We start from the raw sequence: 14,571 nt of genomic DNA, 5'->3' as shown, positions 1-14,571 counted from the left end.
ATTGTCGGCATGCGGCTTCAGGTCCATTTCACGTTTCTGCCGCCGAGCGTAAGCTCAGCTGATGCTCGATGTACGCCGCCTGCGGCTGCTGCGTGAACTCGCGCACCGCGGCACCATCACCGCGGTCGCCGAGGCGCTCTCCTACACGCCGTCGGCGGTATCGCAGCAGTTGACGGCACTGGAACGAGAGGCCGGCGTCACCCTGCTGGAGCGCACCGGCCGCAGCGTCGTCCTGACACCGGCGGCCCAGCGACTCGTGGCGCACGCCGAAACCATCCTCGCCGTCCTCGAGCAGGCCACCGCCGAATTGGCCACCGCCCGCACCGAACTCAACGGCGCCCTGCGCATCGGCGCCTTCCCCAGCGCCGTCCGCACCATCCTCTCCCCCGCACTGGTCTCCCTCAGCCGCGAGCATCCACACCTGGAACTGCTTGTCACGGAACTGGATCCGGCCCTGGCGCCCGCCGCCCTGCGCGCCGACGCCCTCGATATCGCTCTGGTCCAGGAATACGACTACGTCCCCGTCGACCCCGACACAGCGCTGGATACCGAACCCCTCCTGGAGGAAACGGTCTACCTCGCCACCCTGCACCACGGGCCACACACCGACCCCCTTGCCGCACACCGCATCTCGCCATGGATAGCGGGCACCCCGGGCACCCTCTGCCATGCCGTAACCGTCCGCGCCTGCCGCGCAGCCGGTTTCACCCCGCGCATCCGCCACCACGCCGACGACTTCGACACCGTCCTGGCACTCGTGGCCGCCGGCCAGGGGGTAGCACTCGTCCCCGAACTCGGAACCCTCTCCGTCCCAGCCGAAGTGACCCTCGTCCCCCTCCCCACCCGCCGCCGCACCCACCTCGCCTACCGCCGCGGCACCGCCCACCACCCGGTGATCACCGCCGCCCGCGCCGCCCTCCACACCGCCGCCACCACCAACCACTCCACCCGCCTCGCCGCAGCCAACCACTGAATCACCGCAGCAACCATCGGGACCGACCAGTCACCGAGGCAATGACCAGGTCCGGCGAGTCAACCGCGCCGATCGCCGAGTCCCTGTGCGGCGCTGGCCCAGCGGACAACTGTCCTCGGGCGCGGCGATCATCGAGCGTCGGTTGATCACTCGGTGCGCGGGCGGCTCGGCGGGTGATCGGTTGCGGCGGCGATGGCCTGGTCCAGGTCTCGAGGTAGCAGGAAACGGCGGTCGACCAACGACTGCGCCGCGGCGCGGATCGCGGCGAGATCCGGTTCGACCGGTGTTGCCGGAGCCAGTCGGCTGCCGAGCATTTCGTAGAGCACGTCGGGGAGGCCGTCGATGTGGACACGCGGGTTCCAGCCGGTGTAGGCGGCCGTGCCCGCGGCAAGATCGGGCATTCGGATACCGGCGATCTCGTTACCGCGCTCGTCCACCGCCGACACCAGCGCGACGAGCGGGTCACCGAGTTTCAACGGCAATTGGAGGTCGTCCGGGTCGATGACCGGGGTCCAGGGCAGCGCATCCACATCGGGGAATGCCGCATCCGGGTATGTGACGCGGAGGATTTCGAGCACCTGATCGCGGGTGACGGCGGTTCCATCCGCCCGGCGGGGAACCTGGCTGGGCTCCGGCTCCCGGCCGTCGCACACCCACTCTTCGAGTTGGACGAACAGCGCGCGCAGCGCGAGCGCGGGGTCCACGTCGGTGCCGGGATTCGCCAGCGGCATGAGCTTCTTCAGTTCCGGAACCCGGCCGATGTGATCGGTCCCGGAGACGAGGTGAGCCCGCGCATCGGGATCCTCGGGCAGATCGTCTCCGGTGTGCGCGTCCTGGTGGATCAGCGCGGCATCGCCGCGCCAGTACTCCCAGGAACTGTTGACGAACATGATCTTCGGGGTCCCGCCGACCGCACGCTGGCGCGCCAGCAGCGCAGTGGTGTCGAGGGGCTCGCCGTAGGCGGGCGTCAGGGGATGGGTCAGTGCGGGCTGCCCGAACCGCTGGTTGAACTCGCCCCTTCGCGCGCTGGCGATCTGGGCGAACATCCCGTCGAACACCTGTGTGCCGGACTCGTCGACATTGAGACCTTCGAACAGCAGCTGCCGCAATGCCCGACCGCACTGCGAAACCCCCTGCGCGAATACATATTCGTGATCGCGCCGCAGGTACGCGCCGAAGTCCCGCAGTGCGAGCAGACCGGTTCCGACGACGGGCGCGAACGCGGACCGGTACACCAGCTCGTACCAGTGGAACGGCTGGAAGCCGCCGTTGACTTCGAAGGTGGCCGGACCGGTGAACCGCCATGCCGATCGGGGCACGATCGCGCCCACTGCCATCGGTAAGCCGCGGACGCGCAGGGTCGCCTCCCGATCGTTCACGTCGGCGGTCGGGTAGTCGGCGAACCGCGCCAGCGCCCCCGAATCGCTCAGCGCGTGCGTGCGCTGGAAGACATCCGGCCTGAACTCGACCCGCATCCACCCCGGCTCTACCTCCGCGACCGGTGCGGTCAGCCCCAATGCTCCGGTGGAACGCACGATGTCCCACTGCCATCCGCACCACGCGATAGTCCAACCCTGCTGCAGTAGAAAGGCATCCCCGGCGGGCGGTACCGCGGCCGGATCGAACGACAGCGCGGCTTGTGTCGCGTTGAACGGAAGCCCCAGTGTCATACCGCGATTCGGCAGCACGAGCAGAACTCGTCCGTTACCTCCCGTCATCGGCCGCAGTAGCCGCACGTCGGCGTCGAATCGGACCAGCCCGTCGGCGCCGCGCGGGGCCAGGCCGAGATCGGCGATCCTGGCATTTGCCGCCGACTCGGGGTCGACGGCGAAATCCGCCGTCGCGGTCACCCATTCGTAGGGCAGATCCGCGTACGGCTCCACCGATCGGATGGTCACGGTGTCAAGCACGATGCTCCTCGTCAGCCGGGTTGATGAGTAACACAGACACTTACCGCTCTACGACAAGTATTGCCCGGAGGTACGACAGATTCCGGACCTCAGCCGGCGGCGAGCTCACGCAGCGTGCCGATAGCGGCACGCAGGTGGGACAGCAAGGGAGACGCGGAGATCGGGGCGCCCGCGGCGGTGGCCGCATGCGCGGCGAGGTTGGCCGCGAGCGCATGCACGCGAGCCGCCGCGGCCGCCGCCCACGCTGGATCCCGCCCGGCGGCGAGCAGCGCTGCGATCACGCCCGACAGCACATCACCGGAACCGGCTGTGGCAGCCCAGGATCCACCGGCCTCGTTCACCAGCACCGGCCGGCCCGGCGTCGCCACCAGCGTGGCGCGGCCCTTCAACAGCACTGTCACATTCCAGGATTCGGCGAGCTTGCGCACGGCGGCCACCCGGTCCGGACTGGGATCAGCGCCGGTGAGCCGGGCGAATTCACCTGCGTGCGGGGTCAATACCGTGGGCGCCGCCCGGCCGGTGAGCAGGCTCGGGTCGGCGGCCAGGAGCGTGAGGCCGTCGGCATCCACCACGACGGGAAGATCGGTGGCCAGGATCTCGACCAGCCGCTCGCGGGCCGCCGCATCGGTGCCCGCACCGGGCCCGAACACCCACGCTTGAACGCGGCCGGTAGCCGAAACAGTCTCGGCAGCAATCACTTCCGGAAAATGCGCGAGCACCTGCGCCGCCCCGGTCCCGGCATATCGCACCATGCCGGAGGTCGCCGAGATCGCGCCTCCCGTGCACAGCACGGCCGCCCCCGGATAAGTGGCACTCCCCGCGCAAACCCCCGTCACACCCTGCGTGTACTTGTCATCGGCCGCCCCCGGGACCGGCCAGTCCGCCCCGATCGACTCCGGTTCCAGCGCCGCCAGATTCGCCTCGGGCAGCCGTAACCCGATGGGCACCAACTCGATCCGCCCGCAATAAGGCGCGGCCAGCGCATGCACCGGCTTGTAAGCCCCGAACGCAACCGTCACCGCGGCTCGCACCACCGGCCCGGAGACAGCCCCCGTATCGGTATCCACCCCACTCGGCAGATCAGCGGCGATGATCGGCGCCGTCACCGCCGCAACAAGTTCCGCCGCCCGCGGCCGCAATGCCCCGCGCCCGGATATCCCGACAATCCCATCGACAACCAGATCGGCGGCCCTGAGCGCCGCCACCGCAGGATCCGCCGAAGTCTGCGTATCCTGCCGCGTGGTCGACGAATCCGGCGTTGCGGAGCCGTCGATCACGCGGCCGCCGCTGCGGCGAAGAGCGGCGAGGCCTTGGGGGTGGGCTCGGTCCGGGGACAGTAGAACGGCGGTGACGGCTATGCCGCGACGGCGGAGAAAGGAGCCGGCCCAGAGGACGTCGCCGCCATTGTCGCCGGAGCCGACCAGGAGGGTGACGGTGCGGCCCGCGGTGGCGCCGGTGCGGGTGCGGAGTTCGCGGGCGACGATGTCGGCGAGGCCGAAGGCGGCGCGGCGCATGGGCATTCCGTCGGGGACCCGGGTGAAGAGTTCGGCTTCGGCGGCGCGCACTTCGGCGGCCGTGTAGTACCCGCGTACCGCCGGTGCGGTCATGCTTCGCCTCCCGGGAGTCGGTCGCGGGGCGCGTGCCCCGCTCGCCTGCGACCTCAGAGCCTACGCCGCGGCGTGTTCGGTGATGCCTGCGAATTGCCTGCTACCTGCGAGGGTTACCCTGACTGACATGTCGATCCGCCGCTGCACACCGACCCGTGCCCTGCTCCTCGCAACCGTGGTGGCGGGGGCGCTGATCGTGAGCGGCTGCGGTTCGGATAATTCGAAGTCGGCGGCCGGCTCCACGACGGCGGCGGCGTCGACCTCCGCCGGAGCCACCTCGTCCGCTCCGGCCGTCGCGGCCGCGGTGACCGTCGAGGTGAAGGACATGGCGTTCTCGCCCGCCGACATCACCATCAAGGCCGGCGATACGGTCACCTGGAAGTTCGACGATCGTTTCCCGCACGCGGTGCAGGGGATCGGCGATTCCGCGCTGGGCATCAATTCGCCGATCATCCACAAGGGCGAGTGGAGTCACCAGTTCACGACTCCGGGCACCTACCGCTACCTGTGCCCTTTGCATCCGGAGATGAAGGGCACCGTCACCGTCAAGTAGGCGGGTCCTATTCGACCGTGACCGATTTCGCCAGGTTGCGGGGCTTGTCGACGTCGTAGCCGCGGGTCTGCGCCACCTCGGCGGCGAAGATCTGCAGCGGCACCGTCGACAGCAGGGGCTGGTAGAGGGTTGGGGCGATGGGGATTTCGATGAGATGGTCGGCGTAGGGGCGCACGGTGTCGTCGCCCTCCTCGGCGATCACGATGGTGCGGGCGCCGCGGGCCTGGATCTCGCGAATATTGCTCAGCAGCTTGGAATGCAGCTGCGCGCGTCCCTTCGGGGACGGCATGACGATGAAGACGGGGAGGCCGTCCTCGATCAAGGCGATGGGGCCGTGCTTGAGTTCGCCCGCCGCGAAGCCTTCGGCGTGCATGTAGGCGAGTTCCTTGAGTTTCAGCGCGCCTTCCAGCGCGACCGGGTAGCCGACATGCCGGCCGAGGAACAGGACGGTCGGTACATGCGCCAGTGAGCGGGCGATCTCCCGCACCTGCGGGCCCGACTCCAGCACGCGCGCAACGAGTTTCGGCATGGCCTCGAGTTCCTCGAACTCACGCGCCACCTCGTCGGGGTACTTGGTGCCGCGCGCCTGCGCCAGCGCGAGACCCACCAGGTAGTTGGCGGTGATCTGCGCCAGGAACGCCTTGGTGGAGGCGACCCCGATCTCCGGCCCGGTCCGGGTGTAGACGACGGCATCGGATTCGCGCGGGATCTGCGCGCCATTGGTGTTGCAGATGGCCAGGACTCGCGCCTTCTGCTCCTTGGCGTGCCGCACGGCCTCCAACGTGTCCGCGGTCTCGCCGGACTGCGAGATGGCGACCACCAGCGTGGACCGGTCCAGAACCGGGTCGCGGTAACGGAATTCGCTGGCCAGTTCCACCTCGACGGGCAGCCGCGTCCAGTGTTCGATGGCGTATTTGGCCAGCAGGCCGGCGTGATACGAACTGCCGCAGGCGACCACGAAGACCTTGTCGAATTCGCGGAGTTCCGAATCGGCCAGCCGCTGCTCGTCGAGCACGATCTTGCCGCCCTGGAAATGCCCGATCAGCGTGTCGGCGACGCCCTGCGGCTGCTCTTCGATCTCCTTCAGCATGAAGTAGTCGTGGCCGCCCTTCTCGGCGGCGGCCAGGTCCCAGTCGATGGTGAAGGGGCGGGTGCGGACGCCGTCGGTATTGCCGTCGAAGTCGGTGACGCGGTAGCTGTCGGCGGTGATGACCACGGCCTGGTCCTGGCCGAGTTCCACGGCCTCGCGGGTGTGTTCGATGAAGGCGGTGACATCGGAGGCGAGGAACATCTCGCCCTTGCCGACACCCACCACCAGCGGGGTGGAGCGGCGGGCCGCGATGATGGTGCCGGGGTGATCGGCGTGCGTGAAGACGAGGGTGAACGCGCCCTCCAGGCGCCGGACCACCGACAGTGCGGCGGCCACGAAATCGCCGGCGGTGTGGCCTTCGGTGTAGGCGCGGGACACCAGGTGCACCGCTACCTCGGTGTCGGTGTCGCTGCCGAGTTCGATTCCGGCTTCCTCGAGTTCGCGGCGCAGGGGTGCGAAGTTCTCGATGATGCCGTTGTGCACCACCGCGACCCGGCCGGTGTGATCGCGATGCGGGTGCGCATTGCGGTCGGTCGGGGCGCCGTGCGTGGCCCAGCGGGTGTGACCCATGCCGGTGCCGCCGGTGAAGCGGGCGGCGCCGGTGTCCGCGAGTTCGGCCTCTAGATTGGCGAGCCGGCCCGCCTTCCGCTCGACCGCGAGCCCGCCCGCGCCGTCCAGAATGGCGACTCCCGCGGAGTCGTAACCTCGATATTCCATGCGGCGCAACGCGTCCACCACCACACCGAGGGCATCCCGGTACCCCACATACCCGACGATTCCGCACATGGGCCCACAGCTTACGGGCTGTATCTTCTGCCTCCGCTTCGCTCCGGCGGTTCGCGGCCCTCGTAACCCCGATTCTTCCCTCCCTCCGCTCCTCCGCTGCGCTCCCCCGCTCCAAGGCGGAGGTCTATTCCAGCCGCAGTCCAGAACCAGGGCGGGCCGCGAATTGCGGGATTCGGTTCACGACTGGGCGGGTTGGCTGAATTCGTGCTGCGGCGGCTGCGGCGTTCGAGCCGGAGACCGGCTAAGTTCAACAGCGTGTCGGCGTCTGTGAAATCGCTCCTGAGCACCCTGACCGCGCGTGGCCCGCAAGAGGTGCTGCGCGGGAACCTCGGCATCGCCGGGCAGCCCGGGGTGGTGTACACGCCCGCGAAGGGCCTGAACCTGCCCGCGGTGGCATTCGGGCACGGCTGGCTCACCGGCGCGGGCAACTACCGCCGACTGCTGGAACACCTGGCCTCCTGGGGATATGTGGCCGCCGCACCGGACACCGAACGCGGCCCGATCCCCTCCCACCTGAACCTGGCCACCGACCTGCTGACCACCCTGGATATCTGCACCGGTGTCCGCCTCGGCACCGGCGAGATCAGCGTGCACCCCGACAAACTCGCCCTGGCCGGCCACGGCATGGGCGCCGGCGCCGCCGTAATCGCCGCCTCCCAGCGCGAGGTAGCAGCCGTAGCGGCCCTGTTCCCCGCCCCCACCGCCCCCTCCGCCGAGGCCCTCGCCCCCAAGATCGACGCCCCCGCCCTGATCCTCGCGGGCGCCGCCGACATCGACTCGGTCAGCTCCAACGCCATCCCCCTGGCCGCCGCCTGGGGCGACGACGCAGTCTTCCGCTCCGTCGACAAGGCCACCCACAACGGCATGGTCGAAGGCCGCCGCGCCCTCGCCGCCCTGGGCGCCGGCAAGCACGAGCCCCGCACCGAACGCCTCACCCGAGCCCTCCTCGTAGGCTTCCTCAACTACGCAGTCCTGGGCGACAAGAAGTACAAACCCTTCGCCGATCCCGAGGCCGTAATCCCCCACACCGACCTCGTAGACCCCGAAGCCATCGACGAAGAACCCGAACAGCCCCAGAAACTCCCCGTCCTCCAACTCATCCAAGCCCTCCGCAAGTAACCCACCCCGGGCGGCGCCTCAGGACGCCGTCGGCTGGGGTGGTTCGGGGATTTCTACGCCGTCGTCAGGGATTTCGACCGATGGGTCGGTATCACCCAGTGCCGGTGGCGGATTCGGTTCTGACGGACCGCCCTCATCAGGTTGCGACGGCCAGTCATTGCCGAGGGGCGAGGGATCGTTCTGTGCAGGCGGCAGCGCGCCCTTGCCGGCGGGAGGCATTGGGGCATTGTCATTCTCGGGTTCGGGCGGTGTGGGGCAGGCAGGTTGTGGGGCGCCTGCCTCTGGATTCGAGGGGGCGTCGTGGCTCGGGGGCGAATCATCAACGCACGGCGGCTGAACCGGCGGGCAGGGCTTTTGGGTGCTGTCCGCGCTGGGTGGCGGGGAATCGCTGGCCGGGGGCTGCAGGCTGCCTGGGCAGGCCGGAATCGATGGTGGGGCCGCGGAATCGGGGGTGGGATCGCTGTTCACCGATGGTGAGGGACGGTGGTCGGGCTGTGGGGCTTCGGGTTTGGCGGGGGTGGTGGATTCGGTGACGGTGGGGAGGCCGTGGTTGTCGAGCCCGAGGGTGTAGGTGTGGGTGGCGCCGGATTCGTCGGTGAGGGTGAGTTGGAGTTCACCTGTGGGGGTTCGTTCGAGGGCGAAATGCTTTCCGGCGATATCGAGTTCGGCCTTGTCGGTGGCATGACCGGGGTCAGTGGTGGCGGGGTCGGGGTTCGCAGGATCCGATGGTTTCGAGGTAGCGGACTCGATGAGGGTGCGGATCTTGTCCGCGGCTCCGGTGAGGCCCTCACCCACGGTGGGTGCGAGTTGGCTCAGGGTGTCGATGATCGCGCGGCCCACGTTTTCGAGTTGCGGGATGCTCTCGGGTTGCGGCAGGGCGCGTTCCATCGAGGTGGGTGGGTTTTCCGTCGGCGCGATCGATGAGGACTGTGGCTGGGATTGGAACGCCGCCTCGGGCGCGGCGGCTCCGCCTGGGGAGTTGCCTTGGACCGGCATCGGGTCTGGATGGGTCGATGCCGGAATGGATTTCGGCGGATTGTCTTGTGGCGGAGCGGATTGCGGCTGCGCCGGGACGTAGGTCGGGGCAGGCTGGGTTTGGGGCGCGACCGAGTATTGCGGAATCGGCTGCGGAGCGGATGGTATCGGGCGGGGTGGGGGCTGGGGGATGTTCGGTATGGGGAGGTCTATGGGATGCGGGTAGGGGGCATCGACGACCGCACCCAGGGTGGCTATGACGGATTCGTATTGGGATTCGAAGAACTGGTCGGTGGTTTTGCAGGCGGCGTTGAACGCGTCGAGCTTGCTCTCGACGTCGGGCTTGAAGGTATTCGTCAGCCAGGGATCAGAGTGATCGGCGAGCATGGCGTCGATCTCGTCGGGGGTTTTACCGCCGATTGCGACAGTCCTTGTGCCATCGGCGTTTTCCTCGAGCAGGGCGAGGGTGTGCTCGGCTTTGGTGAGCGCGGCTTGACGCAAGGGTTGAAGCATCGCTTCCAAGACCTTGGCGGCGGCTTGTGCTGCGTCGAGATCGCCACGCGCTTGACGTACTTGGGCCTCGGCAATGCCGATTGCCTGGATGCCGGCGCCGCCGGACCAGATGCCGGGCAGACCGGCGGCCACATCGCGGTGGGCCGCCAGTTGGGTTTCGGCCTCCGCCAATACCTTTGCCAATTCGGTTCGGGCCGTGTCGAGTTCGTCGAGATTGGTGCCGCGTTGCTCGTCGTAGCGAGCCTGGAGTTCACCGGTTCCCGGGCGCGGGATCCCGAAAGCCTTCTCGTACAGGGGCAGGAACCGCTCCCAGTACTGCAATCCGGGCGCGCCATGGTCCAGGATCTGGTCGATGGATTTGCCCGCGATGTCGAAGCTCATCGCCCTACCCCCGTGACGGCGGCGGCGCTCTGCTGGTCGAGTCGCTCGTATTCCGTTGCCGCGCGATCGAATACGTCGGCGGTGATACCCGCGGCCGTGCCCCAGTTGTGCAGGCAGGACGCGATCCGTTCGAAGCCGTGGTGCAAGGCCAGCCCTTGTCGGCCGTAGTTGCGGCCCGCCGCATTACCCGCGGGCCCGTGCGTGCCGACACGGCGTGACTGCTCTTCGAGTGCGGCCGCAGACCCCCGCAGGGCCGACGCCGCCGCGTGCAGGGCGCCGGTGTCGACGCCGAGCACATCGGATCCACCCATCTGTCCCCCCTAGCTCGAATCCCCCTGTCCCCGGCCGTATGCCGGGGTGGCCGCGTCAGTGCCCGAGGCGGCCCTCATCGGTGCGCACCCAGGCGGTGGTGCCGTCCGGGTTGTGGTGGAACTCCCATGCCGCGTAGTCGCCGCCGCTGTCGACGACGGTCACGTGGTCGGCGTAGCCGTCGTGATCCAGGTCGGTCCACACCTGCATGGCGTTGTCGCTGGTGGTGGTCACGGTGTCGGCTAGCCCGTCGCCGTCGATGTCCTGGGTGGGGTGCTGTAGCTCCACGGCGCCCAGCGCACCCAGTTCCGAATGCGCGTCGAGATTCGGCAGATCAAGTCCTGGCAGATCACCCGATGTGACCATGTGCGCTCCTCCGCAGTGACGTGGCTATCATCCTGTCACTCGCAGTGGACCCCCGCAGCCCCTTGATACCGATTGTGGATAACTCCCGGCTGTGGATGAATTCAGTACTTGGGAATGACGATCCACAGCGCGATGTAGAGCAGGAACTGCGGTCCGGGCAGCAGGCAGGACAGGACGAACAGGGCGCGCACGACGGTCGCGCTCCAGCCGAAGTATTCGGCGATGCCGCCACAGACACCGCCGAACCATTTGTCGGTGGTCGAACGGGTGAATCGCTTGGTCGGTGTGGTCATGACTCCACTCTGCCGATCGGAAACGCCCGCGACATCGGTCCCCTGACCCATTCCGACCCTGAACTTCGGCGGGCCCGAAGTCAGGGTGCCACCCTGAGCACGGCAGAATTGCCCTGGTGAGCACCACTCTGCATGCGCGCGGACTCGCCGCCGGACACGGCGAGCGGACCCTTTTCTCCGACCTGGATCTCGTCCTCGCCCCGGGCGATGTGATCGGACTGGTCGGTGTGAACGGCGCCGGTAAATCCACGCTGCTGCGCATGCTCGCCGACGGCCACGCCCCCGAGGGCGAGATCACCCTCAGCCCACCGGATTCCACTGTCGGCTACCTGGCCCAGGAACCCGAGCGCCTCGCCGGTGAGACCGTGCTCGAATTCCTGCGCCGCCGCACCGGCGTAGCCACCGCCCAGCAGACCATGGACGACGCCGCCGAACGCCTCGCCGACGGCGGCGAGGACGAATACTCCCCCGCCCTGGAACGCTGGCTCGCCCTCGGCGGCGCGGATCTGGAACAGCGCGCCGACGAGATCGCCGCCGACCTCGGCCTCACCGCCAGCCTCCCACACGGCCTCGACACCCCGATGACCGTGCTGTCCGGCGGCCAGGCCGCCCGCGCCGGCCTGGCCTCGGTCCTGTTGTCCCGCTTCGACATCCTGCTGCTCGACGAGCCCACCAACGACCTGGACCTGGACGGCCTGGAACGCCTGGAACAGTTCGTGAACGAGGTCCGCGTCCCCCTCATGGTGATCAGCCACGATCGGGAGTTCCTGGCCCGCACCGTGAACCGCATCGTCGAACTGGACCTGGCCCAGCAGCAGGTCGACATCTACGACGGCAGTTACGAGTCCTACCTGGTGGAACGCGATATCGCCCGCCGCCACGCCCGCGAGGCCTACGAGGAGTTCGCCGACACCAAGGCCGGCCTGGAGGCCCGCGCCGTCATGCAGCGCAACTGGATGGAACACGGTGTCCGCAATGCCCGTCGCAAGGCCCGCGACCCGCGAAAGGTGGACTCCGACAAGGCCGGCCGCAAGATGCGCGCCGAATCCACCGAGAAGCAGGCCTCCAAGATCAAGCAGACGATCAAGCGCATCGAACGCCTGGACCAGGTGGAGGAACCCCGCAAGGAGTGGGAGCTGCGCATGACCATCGCCGCCGCGCCCCGCAGCGGAACCGTGGTGGCGACCCTCTCCGGCGCGACGCTCACCCGCGGCGATTTCACCCTCGGCCCGGTGACCATCCAGGTGGATGCCGGTGACCGCATCGTGCTCACCGGCGCGAACGGTTCCGGCAAGTCCACCCTGCTGTCCCTGCTGCTCGGAAAGACGAAGCCGGACAGCGGTTCCGCCTCCATCGGCTCGGGCGTCGCCATCGGCGAGGTGGATCAGGCGCGCGGACTGTTCCGCGGCACCGCCGGTCTCGCTGACACCTTCAGCGCCGAAGTCCCGGACCAGCCCGAATCCGAGGTCCGCACCCTGCTGGCCAAGTTCGGCCTGCGCGGCCCGCACGTGTTGCGTCCCAACGACACTCTCTCCCCCGGTGAACGCACCCGCGCCGCCCTGGCCCTCCTGCAAGCACGCGGCGTGAACCTGCTGGTCCTGGACGAGCCGACCAACCACCTGGACCTGCCCGCCATCGAACAGCTCGAGCAGGCCGTCGAATCCTTCGACGGCACAGTCCTGCTCGTCACTCACGACCGCCGCATGCTCGACACCGTGCGCGCGACCCGCCGCTGGCACATGGACGCGGGCAAGCTCACCGAATCGCTGTAGTCCCGATTCCGATCCTCGCGTAGCAACCTTGGTTGACTAAATCGAAGTTAGTCAACTACGGTTGCTTAACGCTGTCGACACCGAATCGAAGAGGACCAGCCATGCCCGACGCGGACCGAACGATCGAAATCGAAGGACTCCGCATGCGCTACGGAGCCGAAGACGTACTGCACGAGGTGAACCTGACCGCCCACCGCGGCGAAGTCCTGGCACTGCTCGGCCCGAACGGCGCCGGCAAAACCACCACCATCGAAATCCTGGAGGGCTTCCGCCTCCGATCCGCGGGCCGGGTCACCGTGCTCGGCATCGACCCGGCGCACGGCGGCGACGCCTGGCGCGCACGGATCGGCGTCGTCCTGCAATCCTGGCGCGACCACGCCAAATGGCGGGTGCGAGAACTGCTCACCCAACTGGGCTCCTACTACGCCGATTACAGCACCCATGCCATCCAACGGCCTTGGGACACAGACGATCTGATAGCCGCGGTCGGTCTCACCGAACAGGCGAACACCCGGATCGCCAGACTGTCGGGCGGCCAGCGCCGCCGCCTCGATGTCGCCGTCGGCCTGGTGGGCCGCCCCGAGGTGCTGTTCCTGGACGAACCCACCACCGGCTTCGACCCGCACGCCCGGCACGAATTCCACGACCTCATCCGGCGATTGGCCCGCGATCGCGCCACCACCGTCCTGCTCACCACCCACGACCTGCAGGAGGCCGAACGACTGGCCGACCGCATCGCCGTCCTGGACCACGGCCGCATCATCGCCGAGGGCACCACCCACGAACTGACCACCCGCATAGCCGGCCACGACGAAGTCCGCTGGCGATACGACGGCCGCGCGTTCACCGAAACCACCACGGACTCCACCGCATTCGCGTTCGACCTGTTCACCCGATACGGCCGCGAGATCACACACCTGGAGATCCACCGCGCCACCCTCGAGGACGCCTACCTCGACCTGGTGCGGAGAACCGAGGAGACAACGCTGGAGGTGGCGTCATGAACACGGCAGCATCGGAATCGGGATTCGCACCCGCACTGCGCGGCCACTCGACGGCCCTGCGATCGGGCATCTCCCGCGGCCTGGTCGAACTGCGGCAGGCCTTCACCGGCGGCACCCTGATCGGCCAGATATTCTGGCCCACCGCCACTTTGGTCGCCGTCTTCTTCCTCCGCCACAAGACCGTGCCGGGCGGCACCTCCCTGGACGCCTTCATCCTGCCCAGCGTGCTCGGCATGTACGTGGCACTGGGCATGATGCTGGAAGTCCAATACCTGGCCGCGGAACGCGAGGACGGAACCCTGTTGCGCGCCAGGATAATTCCCGGCGGCATCACCGGCTATTACGCGGGCAAGATCGTGACGGTCTCCGCGACCGTGCTCTTCTACCTCGCCCTACTGCTGATACCGGGTGTATTCCTGGTACACGGCCTGCGACTGGGTTCCGCCTCCTGCTGGCTCATTCTCGCCTGGGTGATTCCACTGGGATTCGTTGCCACCCAATCCATCGGCGCCATGCTGGGATCCCTGATCGAGGGCGCGCGCGGCGCGGGCTATATCTCCGTGCCGATCGTCGGCCTGATCTCCATCTCCGGCATCTTCTACCCCATCACCGCGATGCCCGGCTGGCTGCAGGCCGTGGCCCAGCTCTTCCCCGTGTACTGGCTGGGCCTGGGCGTCCGTTCGGCCATGCTGCCACCATCCGCGATGGCCGCCGAACTGCACGATTCCTGGCGACACCTGGAAACGGCCGCCGTCCTCGGCGCGTGGGCGATCATCGGCATGATCTGCACCCCGATCGTGCTGCGCCGCATGGCAAGACGCGAATCCGGTTCCAGCGTCGCCGCCCGCCGCGACCGCAACCTCCAGCGCATCGCCTGAGGGGTCAGCGCCCCGTCGCCGGTCCGGCGGCGAGGCGCTGCG

13 protein-coding genes are annotated in these 14,571 nt (G+C 68.4%); 6 read left to right on the top strand and 7 right to left on the bottom strand.

The window, feature by feature from the left end:
• Nucleotides 1-61 precede the first annotated feature (61 nt).
• A complete protein-coding gene (locus tag ACH438_RS18505; protein ID WP_397006663.1) occupies nt 62-973 on the top strand; it encodes a LysR substrate-binding domain-containing protein in 912 nt (303 codons plus the stop codon).
• A gap of 146 nt (nt 974-1,119) precedes the next feature.
• Here the strand turns inward: ACH438_RS18505 and ACH438_RS18500 are convergent, their stop codons facing one another.
• Nucleotides 1,120-2,883, bottom strand: coding sequence for an alpha/beta hydrolase domain-containing protein (locus tag ACH438_RS18500; RefSeq protein ID WP_397006661.1), 1,764 nt, complete (start codon nt 2,881-2,883; stop codon nt 1,120-1,122).
• Nucleotides 2,884-2,972: 89 nt separating this feature from the next.
• Complete coding sequence (locus tag ACH438_RS18495; RefSeq protein ID WP_397006659.1) at nt 2,973-4,490, bottom strand: NAD(P)H-hydrate dehydratase; 1,518 nt, start codon at nt 4,488-4,490, stop codon at nt 2,973-2,975.
• A 127-nt stretch (nt 4,491-4,617) separates the two neighbouring features.
• On the opposite strand from ACH438_RS18495, the gene ACH438_RS18490 reads away from it, so the two are divergent.
• Entirely contained in the window at nt 4,618-5,043 is a 426-nt protein-coding gene (locus ACH438_RS18490) for a plastocyanin/azurin family copper-binding protein (protein WP_397006657.1), read from the top strand.
• Between the two features lie 7 nt (nt 5,044-5,050).
• On the opposite strand, the gene glmS is transcribed toward ACH438_RS18490, so the two are convergent.
• A complete protein-coding gene (gene glmS, locus ACH438_RS18485) occupies nt 5,051-6,919 on the bottom strand; it encodes a glutamine--fructose-6-phosphate transaminase (isomerizing) (RefSeq protein ID WP_397006655.1) in 1,869 nt (622 codons plus the stop codon).
• A gap of 255 nt (nt 6,920-7,174) precedes the next feature.
• Here glmS and ACH438_RS18480 point away from each other — a divergent pair, with 255 nt between their 5' ends.
• Complete coding sequence (locus ACH438_RS18480) at nt 7,175-8,038, top strand: dienelactone hydrolase family protein (protein ID WP_397006653.1); 864 nt, start codon at nt 7,175-7,177, stop codon at nt 8,036-8,038.
• Between the two features lie 18 nt (nt 8,039-8,056).
• Here the strand turns inward: ACH438_RS18480 and ACH438_RS18475 are convergent, their stop codons facing one another.
• The 4 genes from ACH438_RS18475 to ACH438_RS18460 form a co-directional block, all read right to left on the bottom strand.
• Complete coding sequence (locus ACH438_RS18475; RefSeq protein WP_397006651.1) at nt 8,057-9,907, bottom strand: hypothetical protein; 1,851 nt, start codon at nt 9,905-9,907, stop codon at nt 8,057-8,059.
• A complete protein-coding gene (locus ACH438_RS18470) occupies nt 9,904-10,218 on the bottom strand; it encodes a hypothetical protein (RefSeq protein WP_397006649.1) in 315 nt (104 codons plus the stop codon). The genes ACH438_RS18475 and ACH438_RS18470 overlap by 4 nt, the downstream gene beginning before the upstream one ends.
• A 55-nt stretch (nt 10,219-10,273) precedes the next feature.
• Entirely contained in the window at nt 10,274-10,582 is a 309-nt protein-coding gene (locus ACH438_RS18465; RefSeq protein WP_397006647.1) for a DUF6802 family protein, read from the bottom strand.
• A gap of 101 nt (nt 10,583-10,683) precedes the next feature.
• On the bottom strand, nt 10,684-10,875 hold the full coding sequence (locus ACH438_RS18460; protein ID WP_397006645.1) for a PspC domain-containing protein: 192 nt from the start codon (nt 10,873-10,875) through the stop codon (nt 10,684-10,686).
• A 116-nt stretch (nt 10,876-10,991) separates the two neighbouring features.
• Between ACH438_RS18460 and ACH438_RS18455 the strand changes: the two genes are divergently transcribed.
• From ACH438_RS18455 to ACH438_RS18445, 3 genes are all read left to right on the top strand, one after another.
• Entirely contained in the window at nt 10,992-12,647 is a 1,656-nt protein-coding gene (locus ACH438_RS18455; RefSeq protein WP_397006643.1) for an ABC-F family ATP-binding cassette domain-containing protein, read from the top strand.
• A 101-nt stretch (nt 12,648-12,748) separates the two neighbouring features.
• Nucleotides 12,749-13,651, top strand: coding sequence for an ABC transporter ATP-binding protein (locus ACH438_RS18450; protein ID WP_397006641.1), 903 nt, complete (start codon nt 12,749-12,751; stop codon nt 13,649-13,651).
• Nucleotides 13,648-14,529 carry an ABC transporter permease gene (locus ACH438_RS18445; protein ID WP_397006639.1) on the top strand — a complete coding sequence of 294 codons (882 nt, stop codon included), beginning with the start codon at nt 13,648-13,650 and terminating at the stop codon, nt 14,527-14,529. The genes ACH438_RS18450 and ACH438_RS18445 overlap by 4 nt, the downstream gene beginning before the upstream one ends.
• The last annotated feature ends 42 nt before the right edge of the window (nt 14,530-14,571 follow it).

Source organism: Nocardia sp. NPDC020380 (genome assembly GCF_044386975.1).
Taxonomy (GTDB): Bacteria; Actinomycetota; Actinomycetes; order Mycobacteriales; family Mycobacteriaceae; genus Nocardia.
The sequence above is the reverse complement of the archived record's forward strand: the minus strand, read 5'-3'. Positions and strand labels throughout refer to the sequence as shown.